Origin of the sequence: Anabaena sp. CA = ATCC 33047 (assembly GCF_963870205.1) — a bacterium.
GTDB lineage: Bacteria > Cyanobacteriota > Cyanobacteriia > Cyanobacteriales > Nostocaceae > Trichormus.
In genome coordinates this window covers 52,316-70,809 of the sequence record NZ_CAWMSA010000071.1, presented here as the reverse complement: position 1 = coordinate 70,809, position 18,494 = coordinate 52,316, and the positions used below count along the sequence as shown (strand labels likewise).

The window sequence follows — 18,494 nt, the reverse complement described above, 5'->3', positions numbered from 1 at the left end:
CACTGAAAAATCTTGTTCTCTATTCCTGGATGATTAGTTTTAGCGGCTAAATCTCAGCAATTAAACATCAACTTAATAAAAATACAAGTTATAAAACAATCACAATTTTGAGGTGAGGGCAAAACCTGTCAGCCTGAGCAAAAGCAGGTCTTGTCTGCATTAATAATATAGTTGATAGGTTTGTCAATTGGGGATAATTGCTACTTTAAACAAAAATTTAGTTTCACGGGTTGTTGATGCCGAAATTTACAGCTATAAACACTATGCCAATTAGTTATATAACACTTTACTTGCTGTGTTGGTCGTTGTAGCTAGAGAAAAGCTTGACAGTAATCAGATTTCAGCCTGTGTTGATGAAATTCCCATGAGTAAGAGCAAAATTAGTCTTTAAACCCTACTTCATTGGCTGGTTGTCGAGTAGTGACTCAAGTGAAGTTTTAGCTACATTAAATTTCATCGGGATGAAATACATCACTACTGCGAGAAATCACAAGGAAATACTAGGTTAGGCGGATCATGATCAACTTGTGCATTTCTTTATGGGAGAATGGGCAGACGGAGAATTCCTATGGTGGTAATTGGAAAGCAACATTGTCAGGTCTGAAACTGACTACTCTAAATATTTTTCTATAAAAATAAATTTTCTTAATTGATTAACAGTCTGGGAAATTTAAAACATAAAACCTACTAAATTTTTGAGGGAGTCTGAGAATTAACCATTTCTTTCTTTTGGTTTATATGTACTAATGGAGAATTAGGGTTTTTCAAATCAATGTAATCTATTTCTTGAGGATTAATTTTTTTAGGCAAGTGGCGTAGTTTGTCAAGTACATTAATTTGTTCAGGTAACTGGGGACTGAGAGAGCCAAGATAGACAGTTCCGATTTCAGTTTTCAGCTTTAAGTTAGCTGGGTCTTGGCAATCTATTTCTGTAATTTTTACTGCGCTTTGGCTAACAGAAGAATAAAGTTGACTCCAGTTTTTTCCGTATTCTTCCGTAAACCCGATCACTTTCAGGCTAGGTAATTTAATTTCGGGGTTAATCATTTTGTATTTTTCTAAAGGAATCCAAACCCCTTGAGCATCTAATAACCCTGTAGATATTTGTTTTTTGCTAGTGTCATTAGCTTGGGATTGAGACTTTTGAGCTATTGCTACAGGTACTCTTTCTTGAACTTCAATGATTAAACCTGGAGGAAAAAGGCGACGGTTGACAGTAGCTTGGGCAATAGCTGGCTGTTTTTTCAATGATTCGGCGATCGCTGCTGGTTGAATTCGCCATAAAGATTGCGGATATGACAGCACTAATAGCGACTGCACTGCCTCCTGTGACAAGGATTGATTATTGGATGTGATCGATACTTGTTGAGGCGTTTTGAGTATCCAAATTGGCTGGATTGCCAGCCACAGCAACCCACCCGCCAATCCAGTAATAGCCCCTGTGCGCCAAATAGCTTGCAAAATTTGCATTTGTCGCTGTCGGCGTAGCTGCTGACGGCGTTGAGATAAATCTTTACGGGAAACGGATACTATGCCAGGCATTGATACCTCTTGTCGTTTGCAGTCTAATTCATTGTTAGCCTTGAATCATCGTTAATCTCAGTACAATCACTAGGGCTGACTAGCTTTCCTGCGCTCAGAAAACTGATTTCTAGTAATACATTACAGCAACCTGATTAGAATTTAGGCATGAGTTATTTTTCCTGTTCCATGAGGATAAATTACTGAGTTTAATGACAAACTGCTACATTGAACAACAAATTATCTTATGTGATTAAGTTTACCATTTCCAAATAGTTTTCCACTCACAGCCGTCTAACTGCTGACTAGCTCAAGAGCGATCGCTACTTAACATATCTTCACTAATTTCCTGTGGGCTATCTTCATCAATTGCTTCTGGGAAAAAATTGGTTAAAAATCGCTGTAGTCTCATACGCTCAATATAAGGCCAACCTCCCTCAGACTCTATATCTTTCAGTAGTGCATAGAGTTGCTGACGGTTATTCGGCAAACTCTCATGAAAAGCACCATCTCGAATCTCCCGGTGTAACTGCTCCAACTGGCGCAGCAATTGTAAAAGAGCCATCACATCCCCTTGATAGGCCAATGCCACATCATGCACTACAGCCACAATTTTGTGCATCTCATCCGGCAACAGCCCTGATTCAGAATCATTGTGTTTGTTCATCTCAACCGCTCCGTTAAAATCCTGTCTCCTCAAATTTACCGAAGATTGTGGGCATTCATATAGGTGAGCTGTAACGCTTCCCACAGGCTCAAAGGTAGCTAGATGGGATCAAAGCTACTCAATTGAGATTTAGACTGCTTTGATTTTGAGTTAAAAAAAATCGTATGATCTGGCTGATTTCCCTATAAAGCTATGGGCTGTGTGTAGTAATGTTACATACATAGTACAGAAAAACTGTAGCGACGCTGCCAATGTCTACCCATTGGCCAAACACGAACATCAACAGTTTCGTGTTACTGAAAGTACGCACTTCTCTGTCAAAATGTGCTTATTCACCTGCCCAAACTTTTGAGATATTAATTTTTGACATTGAGGTTGATCATGAGGTATCGCGCTTTAATTGTGGCATTCTTGGCTTTGTGCCTGGGACTAATCACTGCTTGTAGTGAAGCTCCTACTGCTAGCAGTAGAGATGTACTCACTTATGAACAAATTCGCGGCACTGGCTTGGCGAACAAATGCCCCCAACTGGGAGAAACCAGCCGTGGTTCCATTCCTTTGGATTCTAGCCAATCCTATGCGATTAAAGAACTCTGCTTGGAACCAACCAATTTCTTCGTTAAGGAAGAACCTGCGAATAAACGTCAAGTAGCAGAATTCGTACCTGGCAAATTGTTAACCAGATACACTTCTACTATTGACCAAGTTTCTGGTAATCTGAAAATTAACCCAGATAACAGCTTGACTTTTGTAGAAGATGATGGTTTGGACTTCCAAGCCATTACCGTGCAGCTACCTGGTGGTGAACGCGTACCTTTCCTATTCACCATTAAAAACTTAGTAGCTCAAACACAACCTGGTTTAAACAGTCTGAATACTTCCACTGACTTTGAAGGCAGTTTCAAAGTACCTTCCTACCGTGGTGCTGCTTTCTTAGATCCTAAAGGTCGTGGTATCGTTAGCGGCTATGATAATGCCGTAGCTCTCCCAGCACAAGCTGATGACGAAGAATTAACCCGTGCTAACGTTAAGCGCGCTGAAATTCTCAACGGCAAAATCTCTCTGCAAGTAGCTAAAGTAGACAGCTCTACTGGTGAAATTGCTGGAACCTTCGAGAGTGAACAACCATCTGATACTGATTTAGGTTCGGCTGAACCCAAAGAAGTCAAAATTCGTGGTCTATTTTACGCTAGGGTTGAACCCAATCGTGCTTAATTCTTCTGATAACCTCTATCAGTTAGGATTCACGAACAAATTCTGTACCTGGCAAATTACCTTCTCGAACTAAATCACAGTAGGTTGACCAACAAAAAGGGCTAGTTAGCCCTTTTTTTTATGGGTTGAAATCATGATTGATTAATATGGCAGTCGAACCATAGATGAGGGTATTTTGAAAGCGTGAATGCTAGTCATTGCCAGAGTTTAGTTTTTGTCTCCGGTTAAGCTGCTTTTTGCCATATTTAAGCGAATAAAAACAAGTAAAGTTTTGTTACTTCTCCGTAATCAGGATGGAGCTATTAGTGGCTCAGACTACTCTTTTAGTTTAAGAAACAACCTAGATAACTATGTTAATTTACGGCTATTTGACTAAGCAGATTTAAGGATTAGATGAATTGTTAGTAACTTTACTGAGAATTTCTTGGGGACATCTTCCCAAAATATAGTGAAGGGTCAACCTTATTATTATAAATCAAATTAGGTACTATTTCGGTTTCAAATATAACCAAAAATTATATATTGTGGCTCTAGTTAGCTCAGTTAAAGCTACATTAAATACCCACAAGAAATCAAAAGACAAAGCCATTTTAGCTTATTTAAATTTAGCTCGATATCAGCCTCTACGCATTTAAATAATTACAAGTTTAAATGACTAGAAATTTGCAGGGGGCATATAGCATCATATTTGCTTTGATATCGCGCGATCGCAGCCTGGTTTTCCACCGAGTATTAGATTGTTTATTTCCTCAATAAACGCGATGCTATGCCTACTACAACTACCAACGAACTAAAGCAAGAAATTTGGCAGTTATTGCGAGAATATCAACAATCTCGCTCAGAAACTGTTCGCAATCAACTGGTACAACTTAATTTTGGACTGGTGAGAAAAGAAGCTCACTATTGGATGAATCAATGTCGTGAAAGCTATGACGACTTAGTTCAGGTTGGTTGTCTGGGTTTAATTCGAGCGATTGAACGATTTGAACTTGTCAAAGGACACGCCTTCAGTTCCTTTGCTATTCCTTATATTCGGGGTGAAATTCAACACTATCTTCGAGATAAAGGTGTGACAGTCCGAATTCCCAGACGCTACTTAGCCATACAACAACGGGCAATCGGAGTTTCACGTTGCTTACGAGAACAATACAATCGTCAACCCACTGATGCGGAATTAGCAGCTGCACTACAGATTTCCCCAGACGAGTGGCAGGATATCAAATTAGCATGGGTGAATCGTTCACCTCTGAGTCTGGATGTACCAGTACAAGATAGCGATGAAGGAGCTACGAGCCTGGGAGAATTAGTTCCTGATCATCAGTATCGTAGTTTTCAATTGGCGCAAGAAGACCAAATTCGTCTGCAACAAGCTTTGTTCCAGCTAGAACAACGCACCCGTGAGGTTTTAGAATGTGTATTTTTGCAGGATTTAACTCAGAAGCAAGTAGCAGAACAGTTGGGGATTAGTGTGGTGACAGTTTCCCGGCGAGTTAAAAAAGGGTTGGACTTGTTGAAAAATCTGATGTGTGCGGCAGAGGATTAAGTTCTCACTATGCCATCAGCATTTATCCTGAAATTTTAGTGTTAAAAACAACCGTTTAAATGTCAAAATTTAGGTTATAAAGGTAACAATGCTATGTTTGAAACACAGGCATAGCGGATTTTAACCGATCAATTTTCCTATAGCTTTTGAGAACGGCTAATGGGCAGAAAAACCAAAATTTTAGTTGCAGCTATTGTTACCGTAGCGATCGCTGGCTGTGCTTCGGAAGAAACACCACAAGCTGTCAATCCTGTGCCTCAAGCAGCACCGCCTGCTAAAACCCCACCCCCAGCAGCTCAGTCTTTTAATAATCCTGTAGTTTCTGGTAACCAGGAAACAAAGCGCGCCACCGCCAGCCCTAGCTTGATTCAACTTACCAATGCCACAGAAAGGGTAGTTGTAGTTTCCAAGGGGCGAAATGATCCATTTGCCCAAATTGTCGGGCAACCAGTCGCCGAAATTGGACAAAATACAACTACTAGAACAGTTCCATCCTTGCCGCCTCTACCAATAGCTACCAAACCACAAGCGGGAAATCCTAATAATGGCAATACGAAGAAAACTACAACCCCAAACAAGGTAGCACGAGTAGCAAAACCCCCTAGCTTAACTCCCGTCTTACCTAAAGTTTTACCGCAAGTTGTCCCCAATCCCACTTTAGTTTCTGTCCTACCACCGCCAACCGAGCCTGATTTAGCCAAAGCAGTTGTCGTCACTGGTGTAGTGGTTGTGGGGAAAGAACCCCAAGCAATTATTAAAATACCAAATGAAACCAACAGCCGTTATGTAGAAGCAGGACAGCGACTCGCAAATGGTCTGTTGATTAAACGCATTGAAATGAATGAAGGTTCCAATCCGATTGTAATTCTGGAACAATACGGTATTGAGGTCGCCAGAATGGTAGGTGAAGCAGCAGTTGGTTCTACACCTTCAACTACAAATCCACCTAGCACTCCGGTTTCGGTGACAACACCCACCTCAAATAGCGTTGCGCTGGGAACTCTATAAGGATGGAGACGACAGAAAAAATTGAATTTCCTGGTTTACCGTTAGCAGTATATCGAGAGATAGCTGCTCATCTGCGTCAAGTTGAGGGGGTGGCAGTGGAGTTAATGCCCCAATCCTCTCCACATTTTGATTACTATCAAAGTCAAATAGGAGGCTTGTCTATTTCTTGGGCTGCTAACTCTAATTCTGAGAGTCGGCAACGTGTTCAGGAAATTTTAGCTTACTATCAACAACGCTATGGTTGCTGAGGAATTGAGTGCAATCAAACTGAAGCTGAGTTAACTTAAATGCCATATTATTTTTACCCCAGCAGTGCTTTTTAAAATAGCTGTTGGGGGAATTTAATATGCTCAGACAATTTGTTAAATTTACATTTCTTTAAACCCATGTCTAAAATGCTCAGTTATAATAAATACTTGATTTTAACGTAGATTCTCAGGTAAAATCCCTATGTAATAAAATTTTCTTAACTTAATAAGTTAAAAAATACTGATTTTTATAAAAAATCATTAAATAAGTTGAAATAAAACTAATTTAATTTAAGAATTATATTTTAAAATTTACTTAATCGGGTATCTATGCGTATCTAATCCTGTTAATTGATAGGCTGCCTTACTTGTGACAATCACACGAATTGTTCCTGGACAACCGCTTACATCTACACAAAAACTCGGTTTAGAATTAATTTCCGCTTTGGCTGGCGGAAGAGATGTTGTCTTGGCGATAGATATGACCGAAAGTGTGGGATTGAATGATGAAGGTCGTATCCGCTTACGTCAGATAGTAGAAGATAGCCTCAAACCGGGAGATTTAGTTTACGTTGTTCCTTTTGCTAGGGATGTCAATTTAAACGAGGTGACATCAGATAGCAATCAATTGGGAACACCCATATATTTTAATAGTAAAAATCAAGAAAATATTGACAAAATCTTAGCAAAAATACCTTTTGTTTCTGACCCCAATCGCTATGGCACAGATATTCAGCAAGCCGAGTTAAAGATTTATCAAGGTATTGCTCAAATTAATCAAAATCGTCTGCAAAAGCAGCAACCAATTAAGGCGCAGTCAGTAGTGTGGATTACTGACGCACCTTTATTTACCCAACCAGGAATTACTTCTCAAGTTTGGATTGAAACCCCGGCTGAGAGTCCTTTTCGCATTGCCGACTCTCCAGGAAGTAAACAGCGACAAGCTTGGTTAAAGGCTTTACCAATTAAGGAGCGATCGCAGTTAATTACAACTAAGCAAAATAAACAATATAAACTCACGGTTGTAGATATTGCTCCTACTGTACAAGAATTTTGTACCCCAGCACCAGGTGGTGAAAAAACTTGTTTAGTTAATCCTTATCTAACTAAACAATTATGGCTACCAGGATTAATTGCATTAGTAACATTAATTAGTGCATTTGTAGCTGCTGTAAAAATTTATCGATTACAGAAAACATGGGAGTTAAGCGTAGATTTTGAAGCCACAGCAAAACCAGAAGACCAAAAATGCCGATTACCTCCTAAAAAACGCATTGCTATTGGTGAATATGACTCTACTTGTGTAGATTCTATTGATTGTCCTGGTGTAGAAGTCAGAGCATATTTAGAACGTAAAGGAGAAAAGCTTTATTTAGTACCAACTAATTCCGCCCCTATTTACTATCAAGGTAGAGAAATTACTTCACGTACTCTGATATCTAGTTCTCGGTTTCGGCTAAATTGTCCAGATAATCGTAAGCGTGACTACGAGATAAATATTCAAGTCAAAAAATAGCAAACAAGGTGCATCAAATGAGCCAAGCAACTGTCAATGACCTACAATATCGAGGTATTAACCGCACAATTTGTATTGGTTTGGGTGGTACTGGAAGGGATGTTTTAATGCGAATTAGGCGGCTAATTGTTGACCGCTATGGAGATTTAAATAATCTGCCAATTGTGAGTTTTGTGCATATCGACACTGATAAAGCCGCAACACAAGTAGCTGGTATTCGTACAGGTAGTACCTATCACGGTGTTGACCTAAGTTTCCGCGAAGCAGAAAAAGTTAGTGCCACTATGTCCTCCAAAGAAGTAACAATGTTTGTGGAAGGACTAGAACGGCGTTCTGAATATACTCGTTATGGCCCCTATGAGCATATTGCTAGATGGTTTCCTCCCCAACTATTGCGAAATATAAAAGCAGTTGAAGAAGGTGCAAAAGGAATTAGACCTGTAGGTAGACTAGCTTTTTTTCATAACTATCAAAAGATAAAAACAGCGATTGAAACCGCAGAAAGACTTACCAGAGGACATGATTCTTTATTACTCAGAAAAGGTATCAGAGTCGCATCTGGTTTAAATATTTTCGTCATTGGTTCTTTATGTGGCGGTACAGGAAGCGGGATGTTTTTGGATATTGCTTATAGCCTGAGACATCTTTATCAAGAACAAGAAACTCAGATTGTCAGCTATTTAGTAATTAGTCCTGAATTATATGGCAATACTCCTAATATGAGTGCCAATACTTATGCGGCTCTCAAAGAATTAGATTATTACAGTAATCCCAGTACACAATTTGCAGCTTGTTATGATATTCAAAATTTAGTATTTATTCAAGAAAAGCGTCCGCCATTTGACTATACTTATTTAGTTTCGCATCAGACAGGTGGTGAATATCAAATACTTGAACAAGGTAAATTATGTAATGTTATTGCTCATAAGATTGCTTTAGATTTTTCTGGCGAGTTATCACCTGTAATTAAAGGAAATAGAGATAATTTTCTGCAACACATAATTCAGTGGGATAAACACCCACGTCCTAATGTACAACGATATTTAACATTTGGGTTAGCGGCTATTTATTTCCCTCGTGACACTATTGTACAAATAGCCTTAATGCAGGTGAGTTTATCCCTGGTAAAATTTTGGTTATATGGTAAGGGTCAAAGTCCAGATACTCTCAAATTATTAGAGCAATTTTTAATCCAATATAATTGGCAAAATGACCTAATTAATAAAGATTGCTTCAGAACCAAAATATCAGAGTCAGTAGAAGAAGCCAATAAAAATTTTAGTAATACTATCAACACCTGGAGAAGTAAATTAGAACGTTCAATTTCTGATTGTCAAAATAAAGATGCTCGTTATGGCATTCGCCAACAGTTACCAAGAGAATTTCGGGAGCAATTCCGTAAATTTCAACCAGGGGAAACAGAAAGTACCAGAGGAATTTGGCTCACAAAAGTTTTACAGACTTCTCCAAACACCGCTAAAGAACTAAAACATAATATTGATGATTATATAATTCAGTTGCTTACACCCAGCGATTTGAACTTTTCGATCAAAAGTTGTCGGGATTGGCTAGACGCTTTGCAACATGAGTTGAATAATTATCAAGGTAATTTGCAAGAAGCTATTACTGATTTTAATGGGATGAAACGCTGGGAAGATATTGAAAGAAAATGGCGGGATGCTGAACAAACAGTAGAAGATATTGAGAATAAAGCCAGTCTTCCTTTCTTTAACAATAAGAATACACCAGTACAAGCGGAAGCTAAAAGAGTAGTGCAGGAAGTATGCAAAACTATTCAGCACAACTTTGATTTTACAGTCTGTCAGGAAGCATTGAAAATTGTCAATGAATTACAAAAGCATATTCAAGAGAGAAGTAATCAAGTGACTGCTTTTAGCAGATTAGTGGAAGATTTACAAACTAGCTATGAGAAGCAAGACGGCGACTTAAGACAATTAAATTTTGATGAAATGAGTGGCGAAGCTATCTTTGATAGTGAAGATATTGAACGTTGTTATCAAACAATGTTACCAGAAGATGGTTTTCGCGGACAGTTAGTGTTAGTAAGTGCTGAAATTACAGAACCAACTGGTAGAGGTCAATCTTTAGCAATTTTTATAGATAAAGAACGCACCACTCAAGAACAGTTGCAAAAAGAAATTAATCGTAATGTTGACAGTTTATTTGCTGCGCGTGTCATCAATATTGTTAATTCTGTGATTAAGCGGTTTATGCAAAAGTATCCTTTAGCAGCGCGTTCGACTCGGTTAGCACAAGTGATGCAAGAAGCTAAACCTTTGCTCAGACTGACTTTAGCTGATCCTTATTTCCGGGAAGATCCCGCTAAAAGTAGTAAGTTAATTGGGTTTAAAAATACAGATGAGTTAGAAGTACAACAGTTTAAAAATTTATTAGAACAAGAGTTGGGAGTTGATGCAACTGTTTTAAAACCGACACAAGCAGAAGACGAAATTTTAATTGTTAATGAATATGCTGGGTTTCCTTTGAGACTAATTGGTGGTTTAGATAGAATGAGAAACCCTTACTTGAGAGAACAGAATTCTGCTACAGCTTTTTTACATAACGATTATCGGGTTACATTCCCTGATATTATTCCACCGGATGCGATCGCACTGGAAAAACTAGAAGATATCTTCTATCCTTGTTTAGCGTTTGGGTTACTGACAGAAAACCCACAAAATCAGCAATTGGAATTTCAATATTATGATTCCTTGCGAGATACTTACAACACTGCCGCATTGAGTCCTGAGTGGAATCAAGCTTTAGAAGAACTCGCTAACCGCAGTGACATGACAGCAGCATTGCAACAGCTTTTAGACCAAGAAATTAACACAATAGCTGCACAACCTCAACTCTGGGAAAATAAATATTTACCAAAACTACGTCAATTTGTACAAGCAGTAGATAATTTACCCCCAGATAGTCCTAACTATGCTTATAAACTCGCCGTAGTGGGGACTTCCGACACTACAGATCCTACCGCTAAAGAAGGAATTATTAATCGGTTTCGGAGAAAAATGAATGAGAAATTTAGAACCTTCCAAACTCCTACTTTTGCACCAACTAGCGATACATTAAATCAAAAAGTGCTGAGTGGAGAAATAGTTATTGATGCACCTGTCAATGTAAATGGTAATGATAATAGAACCAAACGACGTTTAGAATTGGAGCAGTTAAAACAAGATTTAGCAGAAGGTTTCCTGAATGAAGAGGAATACGAACGGGAAAAACAAAGAATTTTTGCTAAATATCCTCTTTAGAATTAGCATCCCCCAATATCTCTTAAATATATCCTCACACACCAATTACTTTCATGCCATCAATCCCACCTTATTTAATTTTCTTCACTTTTGTACTCGTCGTCATCCCATCTATCGGTACTATTATTCTCCGCCTAGCACTCTATCAACATCTGTTATCTTTAGAGGAGAGTGTCAGACGCTTAATTGATAGAAAATCACCCGGAGAACAGAAAAAAATATTAGAGGAAATAAAATACAGGTTTAAGCTGGCTAGTAAAGAGTTAGATCAGGTGAACACAGCAGCATTAGTAGACCAGATTTACAGTCGAGAAAAGGTTTGGTTATTCACCTGTGAACAGATTGATTATTTCTGTCGAATTCTGCCGAATTTGCTGTTAGCCTTTGGCTTACTGGGTACGTTTTTAGGGATTACAATAAATCTATCAGCACTGAGTCAAACAATCAATCAAACAAATGCCAGTAATATTAATGAGTTAGTAGCGCAGCTACAAAAACCATTGGAAGGTATGAGTATTGCTTTTACAACCAGTTTGATTGGACTTGTATTCAGTGCAATACTGACATTATTTAACTGGTTTAAAAATACTACCTTTGTTAAATACAGACTGTTAAGTTCTTTAGAAGATTACCTAGATAACGTTTATCAACCTGAAGTACAGGGTGATACTCGTCTAGATAAAATCGTTAATAGAATGGTAAAACAGCAGGATGAATTTTTAACTAGATTTGGTACTACAGTCAGGGATGCAGTAGAACAATCTATTGGAAAAGTAGCTGAACAAATTTCTCAAGGAAACCAAGAAACTGTTAAGTTAGCCAAGCAAGTCTATGAGAGTTTTTATCATGCTGCTGGTACTATATCCAAAGCAGCAGATGAATTTAAACAGACAATTGCTGAACTCAATGAAAAATCTCAGATATTTAAACAGTCTGCTGAAATTTTTGAAAAAAGTAAATTTCCCCAAAAGTTGTCAGCAGCTACAGCAGATTTGAGTAGAACACAATCAAAATTTTCAGCATCGGCTGCAAGTTTAGCTGATACAGTTACATCGTTTGCCACAGTATTGCAAGAGGTACAGGTTTGTAATCAAGAATTGATTAGATTAGGAGGAGATATTAAAAATCTGACTCAAACTTCCTTAGAAGTATTCGCGTTAAATAAGTCTAATCAAAGCAATCTGGAGAAAATCATCCCCCAAATCAAGCAAGGGGTGAATGGATTTTCTCAAGCGATTAATCAGCTAGACAAATTAGAACAAAGAATTATAGATAAAGCTGATAGTTTGAATGTTGTTGAAGTGAGTTTAAAGGAATTAATAAATTCTATCAATCAATATACAGGAAAAGTAAATTTATCTTTGGCTTATGTATCTAATAAGATGGATGGTAATAGTCAGAATTTGCAGAATGTGGCAAATAACATTGAAGTTTTGGCGAATCAAATCAGCATGAAGCTAGAAAGCTTAATTATAGAAATGCAGTCAATCCACACAGATAATAGCAAATTAATTCAGGAATATCATAAATTTGGCGAAACTTTAGCAAAAGGTATCAAGAAAGTAACTAATATAAATTATCAAGATGCTAATTCAAGCAGTCAGGATAAAAATGTGATAAACATGAAAGATGAAGAAGCTTTTTTAAAAGCATTTCCCGCAGAATAAAATTTTTGATCTAAAAATCCTGGGATGACTATGGCTCGTCGGTTAAAGCATAGAGAAGATTATGAGGAGTTGAATATTTGGCCGGCGTTTACAGATTTAATGTCTAATGCTTTTTTGATATTGATTTTGTTTTTATTGCTGACTATTGTTACATCATCAATATCACAACAAATATTCCAAGAGAATATCAAAAATAATCAGGTTCCGCCAATTATTGAGATTAAAGACGAAGGTGCTTATCGGTTTAATTCTGGTAGTGCACAAATTCCGCCAGCAATGTTTAATTATATTGTCAGAAAAATAGTTCCAGAGATAGAAAAGACAACACAACAATATAAAATTAATGTTGTGGAAGTGATTGGTCATACTGATGGACAGCCAAATGGTCAGGTTGTCAGTAACTTAGACGTGAATTTAGAAAAAGTAGTGATTGGTCAACTACCCATTGCTAATCTTCAAGCTGGTTCTAATGCTGATTTAGGCTTGATGCGTGCTTTAGCAGTAGTTCAGGTGCTACGTAATTTGCAAACTCAACAAGGAAGGCTAAAGGGGTTGAAGTTTCGCGCCTACTCTGCGGCGCAGTTGATTTTACCAAGTGGGGAATTGGCGGCGATCGCTCGTCAAAATGATGTCACACGCCGAAGAATTGAAATTCGCTTCACACGCCTGGGTGAAGTGCGAGAAGTCAAGTAACCAACTACTAACTTGACGTATGCCATCTCAACAAGCCTTGGTATCTACCAAAACTCTGATTTATCGTGTCTGAATAAAAACATGACATGAAAATCATGCAATTAGATATTGCTGAGGTAAACTGGCAAGCAAGATAATGCAAAATATTACTCAGCTGCTCTTCGGTCTGGGCATCATTTACAATGGAAAACTGGCAATTTCTGATTCAGAAACAGGGCGATCGCTCATGGTACGCTTTAGAATCGCCAAACACACAAATTCAGGAAGGACAATATAGGGTTTTAGCTCGTTCTAGCCTTCCTAATACAGATGTGGAAGTGCGAGTTATTCACTTGTCAACTCAAGAAGTACCGCCAAAGCGGCGCGTTCAAAAACAATTGCGACGCACTAACTCCGACGGCTTAATGGCGGTGATTCCCTTTACTTACCTGAAGGCGGGAATATGGGAGTTACGCTGCTCCGGCGACTTGATGTCAGATATGCTAGGTAAGTCTTGGCAGTCTGGTGTTTATTTACAAGTGATGTCTGAGTCAGTAGACGGGGCAGAGCGACAACCGGATACAGGGGAGAATGTAGCCTCAATTTCACTCAATTCTTCAGAATTCTTAATTGCCAAACACAGCCAATTTTTAACTACAGATCATGGGCAAGAAGCATTAATTGATCAACCTGTCAGTCCAGTTTGGTTTAAAGGTGAAACGGCAGAGCAAATTTTACAAAATTTAATTGATTTAGCTTTACCTACCTCTGCCAACTTACTAGAAGAAGAAAAAGTTGAGCATACTCCACCTACACAACCATTATTGCCTTTATCACTGATACTGGATAAGGCAACCTATATTACTCGTTGGGGTCATGTCCTCACCATTCAGGGGCGTGTAGAATTAGAGCCAAATGCCCAGAATGCTCAAGACTTATTGTCAGACAATCTTTACGCTTTAGAACTGAGCATTGAACTGCGATCGCCTCTTAGCTCTGAAATCCTCACCCAAATTCGCCAAACTTTAACAGATAAATCTCTACCTTTTACGATTCGTTCCGTCTTGGATATTCCTGCTGACTGTGAATCGAAGCTAATCTTGGCAGATATTAATTTATGTGGGGCTTTGACTCAAGGTGGAGAAGTGACGCTGTTAGCTAGCCAGTCCTTTACTATTACAGCAGATGTCACAGAATTACTGGCAGTCACGGCTGCCCAATCTCGCGCCCTAGAACTAGCAAACGAGACTAGCACACTCGCATTACCAACGGATGAAGTCACTACCAGCATTAATTTAGAACTGTTTAATTTGGTCAAAACTCCGACACCAGAAAAATCTCAGCTTGTGATTTCTCCATCTCCTAACCAGCCCTTACCAGCGCAAATTGATAAGTTATCACTTAAGAAATTAGCCGATTCCCGTGGGTTACAACTACCAAAATTACCTGAGAATCAAACTGATGGGGCTAGTGCTGATTTAATCGCACAAATGCTGTTAGCAAATGCTGTAGAACAGGATGAAGCAATAGTAACCACAACCCCGGCTCCGATTAACTTGGAGCAGCTGGTGATTACAAATCGTCGAGGGCAGATACTCAGCAGTAGTTTTCCCTACTTGAAACGCCTACCCAGCCCGATGCCTGAAACATCGGATGTTCAGGTGGCTAAAGACTTACCACAGATCAATCTCCCCATAACTGAGGTTGAACATCCCTCAGAATTTCTCAATGGTGATACACAATCAGCAGATAACCCGGCTGTGGCAGAACTAGAAGTTTCACCCACTCTAGAATTAAGTGATGATTCTCAGGTAGAACTAGCAGATAATTCCAGTCGAGAGTCTGCTGATGATATTGTCAGCCAACAACCCATAGAAGTCAGTGATAATTCTCAGGTAGAACTGGTAGAAAATCCTGATCAGGAATCCATTGATGATGCTGTGAGTCAACAACCCATTCCAGCAATTTCTTACTCATCGCCTCTGATTAGAAAATGGATGCACAGCCAAGGATACTCTTTGCCAGAATTACCAGATACACAATCTCATGATGTGCCGGAGAACCAGACTATACAGGATGAAGTACCTGCGGTTTCTCTTCCCTATGCGGCAGTCAATGATCATGCTGAAATACCAAGCGTGCCGATGGAGACAGTGGTAGCACAGGAACCGGAAAATCTGGAAGATGAACAGCCAGAAAATATTGTTTCTGAATCTTCGGAGTTAGTGCCATTGTCACCAGAAGCACCACCGGTTGAGCAAATTAAAACTCCTTTAGCTTGGTTAGCAGAAGAAATCGTTGTAGATGATATGGAGGAAGAGGACGTAAGCAACAGCTATAGCTCACAAGTGGAAAATACGGATATTACAGATGTATTTAGTTCTCCAGAGATGGTGGGAACACTCACCGAGCCTTTACCAATTCCTCAACTTTACCTTCCAGAAGGAGAGTTGATCGCAGGTAATGCTGTCAGGGTGAGAGTAGAACTACCTGAAGTATCACCACAAGTAGCGGTGAAGTTATGGGTGGAAGATTGTCAGACTCGCTGGTTGTTAGATGGGCCTCACTTGCTGAAAGATTTGGTTAAGAGTGCATCTGGAGGGGTAGAGGTGATGATGCAATTGACTATTCCCTTTGGTTGCTTAGAAATTCGCATAGAGGCGATCGCTTTCAATCTGGTGACGCAGCAAGAAAGTCATAAAGTCACCGTGCTGCGGACTGTGGTTCCCCCAGACTTGCCTTCTTTGCAGCTAGATGAGTTACTCGATTTGTGATTACTCCCTTTCCAGCCAGTGTTAAAAATCTTTAGAATTTAAAAAAAATTGCCTGAATTTGCAGTAAGCTCGTCTTGAATTGTAGTGTAATTTAACAGGAATCTTTACTATGGCAGCTTCATTTTTGCCTTCCATCTTTGTGCCTCTGACTGGCTTAGTGTTTCCAGCCGTCGCAATGGCGTTTATGTTGCTATACATTGAACGCGATGATATTGGTTAATTGAGCAATTGCTTGCTGTAATTTTTACCCAGTATCTGTTTTTAGTTCTCGATTCACCTGATTTGACAATAAATCAGTAAATAATATACCGCCTATCTGTAAGAGACAGGCGGCTTTTTTTATGCTGATTTCTCAACAATTTCTCGAAATATGATCTGGTATTCGATTCAAACCCAAATTACATTGAAGAACCGATACCAGCGTAGGCTCCGTAAAAGAAAATGCCTACAACAGTGATTACACCTAAACCTGCGATCGTAGCGACGACCCACAGGGGAATTCTCCCAGTTCCAGCTGACACAGATTTTCCTCCTCCCTAAATGAAAAAATCAACGCAGAATTTAGATCAACAAAGATTCACAAAAACTGTTCCAGTTAGTTAAAGAAGTAACTGGAAAACAGAATTCCCAGGACAAACACTAACAGTAATCCCAGGTATAAAGAAGTCCGGTTTAATTCTACCGGCTGATTATTAGGATTGGGCGTTCTTTCCATGATTGACGACTCCTAGCGTTGAATAAACTGCATAGCGGCGATCGCGCCCAGAAAGAATACGGTAGGTACAGCTAGTGTATGCACTGCCAGCCATCTAACCGTGAAAATTGGATAAGTAACTGGTTGATTGATATTGTTACCGCTAGTCATGATTTCAAATTACTTGTCGATAAATTGTTCAACTTGCTGTTTAGCTTCAAAACGATTATTCACAATGGGCAATTCTTGCCGTGTTTGTGTGTAATACTCATCAGGACGAGGAGTGCCGAACACATCATAAGCCAGCCCGGTGCTGACAAATAACCAACCAGCAATAAATAATGCTGGAATGGTGATACTGTGGATTACCCAGTAACGGATACTGGTAACAATATCGGAAAACGGACGTTCTCCAGTGGTACCTGACATTTAGATCCCTACCTTCAACAAAGACGTTATTGAGTTTATTATCCTACAAAGTTTAGAAAGAGTAACAAGTTGCAAACTTGTTCTCATAAAACTTGGTATGTTATTAGGCTGCTGCTTCAGTCTTAGCTGCTTTAGCGACATTGGGTTGATATTTTAGCAAAACACCGCGATCGCCAATCACAAATCCCTGATCAGGTTGTAAAAACACAACCTTGTAAAAATTAGCAGCGACACTTTCTACATCCCTGTCTTTTTCCCAGGTTTGACCGCCATCGGTACTCAGCAATAAATTACCACTACCGCCACCAACCCAAAGTTCTGCGGGTGTGCGATAAGCCAAATCTAGTAAACCCCAACTGGTAGAAAATTCAGGATTTTTGGCTTCTTGCCATTCTTCCGGTTGATTGGGTTCGCTAAACTGTACCTGACCACCCCGTGCTAATAACCACATTTGACCGTCTTCCAAGAATCCCATATTTTCTAACCGACGGGAACTATTGCGGTTATGGGGAACCCAAGCATTTTGTCCTGGTTCCCAAGTCGAATAAAAGCTACCTTTAGCAGAAACAGCAACATATTTGCCATCAGCAGAACGTTCCAAGTTACGCACCACACCTACGGCTGCTTCTACTTGAGCTTTCCAGTGTTTACCGCCATCAGTAGTTTTATAGATTGCTCCTACATCAGTCGCCATCTCAGCCGTGTTATCTGCGACAGCGTGGATATAAATCGGATTACCCGGTAACTTTTCACTTAAAGGAATCCGTGACCAAGAACGACCTTCATCAGTGGTATGTAGTAGTAAAGAAGGTTCTCCCACAATCCAACCTTCTTGACCAGCAAAACTTACTGAATCAAAACGATACCGTTCATCATCTAACGCCAATGTCAGAGGTTCCCAAGTGTCACCACCATCATGGGTTTCTAACAGCGTAGCGTTGCTACCAACTAAGAAGCCATGCTGAGGATCGCCAGTAAAGGCAATATCTAGGATTTTTGCCTCTGTTGGTAAAGAAATTACCGCCCAAGGGTTGTAGCTGGTAGATGGAACTTTACTACAACCAATACAGAGGAACACCACTAACAACAGAGCAAATATTTTTTGCCAACTTTTCAAAATAACCATTGATTGCATCAGAATTTTTGTAGCTGTTTCTCAATTTGTGTAAGGTTTCTCTAGAAGGTTTACCTTAAGTGGATGAGTGATGACACACAGTAAGTATTTAACACTAAAGCCTCAAGGCTGAATTGCTTCCTAG

General features: G+C 39.3%; 17 protein-coding genes. 10 read left to right on the top strand and 7 right to left on the bottom strand.

The window, feature by feature from the left end; translation table 11 throughout:
* Positions 1 to 687: 687 nt before the first annotated feature.
* Positions 688 to 1,542: a cell division protein FtsQ/DivIB gene (locus tag AACS98_RS21335; RefSeq protein ID WP_066383757.1), complete on the bottom strand. Its 855-nt coding sequence runs from the start codon at positions 1,540 to 1,542 to the stop codon at positions 688 to 690.
* A 289-nt stretch (positions 1,543 to 1,831) separates the two neighbouring features.
* Complete coding sequence (locus AACS98_RS21330) at positions 1,832 to 2,188, bottom strand: hypothetical protein (protein WP_066383756.1); 357 nt, start codon at positions 2,186 to 2,188, stop codon at positions 1,832 to 1,834.
* 381 nt (positions 2,189 to 2,569) lie between these two features.
* On the opposite strand from AACS98_RS21330, the gene AACS98_RS21325 reads away from it, so the two are divergent.
* The 10 genes from AACS98_RS21325 (at position 2,570) to psaI (ending at position 16,332) form a co-directional block, all read left to right on the top strand.
* Positions 2,570 to 3,403, top strand: a complete 834-nt coding sequence (locus tag AACS98_RS21325) for a photosystem II manganese-stabilizing polypeptide (RefSeq protein WP_066383755.1) — start codon at positions 2,570 to 2,572, stop codon at positions 3,401 to 3,403.
* A 766-nt stretch (positions 3,404 to 4,169) separates the two neighbouring features.
* Positions 4,170 to 4,946 carry an RNA polymerase sigma factor SigF gene (locus tag AACS98_RS21320; RefSeq protein ID WP_066383754.1) on the top strand — a complete coding sequence of 259 codons (777 nt, stop codon included), beginning with the start codon at positions 4,170 to 4,172 and terminating at the stop codon, positions 4,944 to 4,946.
* A gap of 159 nt (positions 4,947 to 5,105) precedes the next feature.
* Positions 5,106 to 5,954, top strand: coding sequence for a hypothetical protein (locus AACS98_RS21315; RefSeq protein WP_066383753.1), 849 nt, complete (start codon positions 5,106 to 5,108; stop codon positions 5,952 to 5,954).
* A 2-nt stretch (positions 5,955 to 5,956) separates the two neighbouring features.
* Complete coding sequence (locus AACS98_RS21310; protein ID WP_066383750.1) at positions 5,957 to 6,202, top strand: hypothetical protein; 246 nt, start codon at positions 5,957 to 5,959, stop codon at positions 6,200 to 6,202.
* 370 nt (positions 6,203 to 6,572) lie between these two features.
* Positions 6,573 to 7,718, top strand: coding sequence for a VWA domain-containing protein (locus AACS98_RS21305; protein ID WP_066383748.1), 1,146 nt, complete (start codon positions 6,573 to 6,575; stop codon positions 7,716 to 7,718).
* Between the two features lie 17 nt (positions 7,719 to 7,735).
* On the top strand, positions 7,736 to 10,999 hold the full coding sequence (locus tag AACS98_RS21300) for a tubulin-like doman-containing protein (RefSeq protein WP_066383746.1): 3,264 nt from the start codon (positions 7,736 to 7,738) through the stop codon (positions 10,997 to 10,999).
* A 53-nt stretch (positions 11,000 to 11,052) separates the two neighbouring features.
* Complete coding sequence (locus AACS98_RS21295; RefSeq protein ID WP_066383745.1) at positions 11,053 to 12,666, top strand: hypothetical protein; 1,614 nt, start codon at positions 11,053 to 11,055, stop codon at positions 12,664 to 12,666.
* Positions 12,667 to 12,696: 30 nt separating this feature from the next.
* Positions 12,697 to 13,359: an OmpA family protein gene (locus AACS98_RS21290; RefSeq protein WP_066383744.1), complete on the top strand. Its 663-nt coding sequence runs from the start codon at positions 12,697 to 12,699 to the stop codon at positions 13,357 to 13,359.
* Between the two features lie 182 nt (positions 13,360 to 13,541).
* Positions 13,542 to 16,112: a hypothetical protein gene (locus tag AACS98_RS21285; protein WP_066383743.1), complete on the top strand. Its 2,571-nt coding sequence runs from the start codon at positions 13,542 to 13,544 to the stop codon at positions 16,110 to 16,112.
* A 109-nt stretch (positions 16,113 to 16,221) separates the two neighbouring features.
* Complete coding sequence (psaI, locus tag AACS98_RS21280) at positions 16,222 to 16,332, top strand: photosystem I reaction center subunit VIII (protein WP_015139787.1); 111 nt, start codon at positions 16,222 to 16,224, stop codon at positions 16,330 to 16,332.
* Positions 16,333 to 16,510: 178 nt separating this feature from the next.
* Here psaI and AACS98_RS21275 read toward each other — a convergent pair whose 3' ends face one another.
* From AACS98_RS21275 to AACS98_RS21255, 5 genes are all read right to left on the bottom strand, one after another.
* Entirely contained in the window at positions 16,511 to 16,633 is a 123-nt protein-coding gene (locus tag AACS98_RS21275) for a photosystem II reaction center protein J (RefSeq protein ID WP_015139786.1), read from the bottom strand.
* A gap of 74 nt (positions 16,634 to 16,707) precedes the next feature.
* The gene (locus tag AACS98_RS21270; protein WP_010997988.1) at positions 16,708 to 16,827 is read right to left on the bottom strand and encodes a photosystem II reaction center protein L; all 120 of its coding nucleotides are present in this window, start codon (positions 16,825 to 16,827) and stop codon (positions 16,708 to 16,710) included.
* Between the two features lie 12 nt (positions 16,828 to 16,839).
* Entirely contained in the window at positions 16,840 to 16,977 is a 138-nt protein-coding gene (psbF, locus tag AACS98_RS21265; RefSeq protein ID WP_015139785.1) for a cytochrome b559 subunit beta, read from the bottom strand.
* Positions 16,978 to 16,986: 9 nt separating this feature from the next.
* Positions 16,987 to 17,235 (bottom strand): cytochrome b559 subunit alpha, encoded by a 249-nt coding sequence (psbE, locus tag AACS98_RS21260; RefSeq protein ID WP_066383741.1) that lies wholly within the window; start codon positions 17,233 to 17,235, stop codon positions 16,987 to 16,989.
* Between the two features lie 103 nt (positions 17,236 to 17,338).
* A complete protein-coding gene (locus AACS98_RS21255; protein WP_157087545.1) occupies positions 17,339 to 18,361 on the bottom strand; it encodes a photosynthesis system II assembly factor Ycf48 in 1,023 nt (340 codons plus the stop codon).
* Between the last annotated feature and the right edge of the window lie 133 nt (positions 18,362 to 18,494).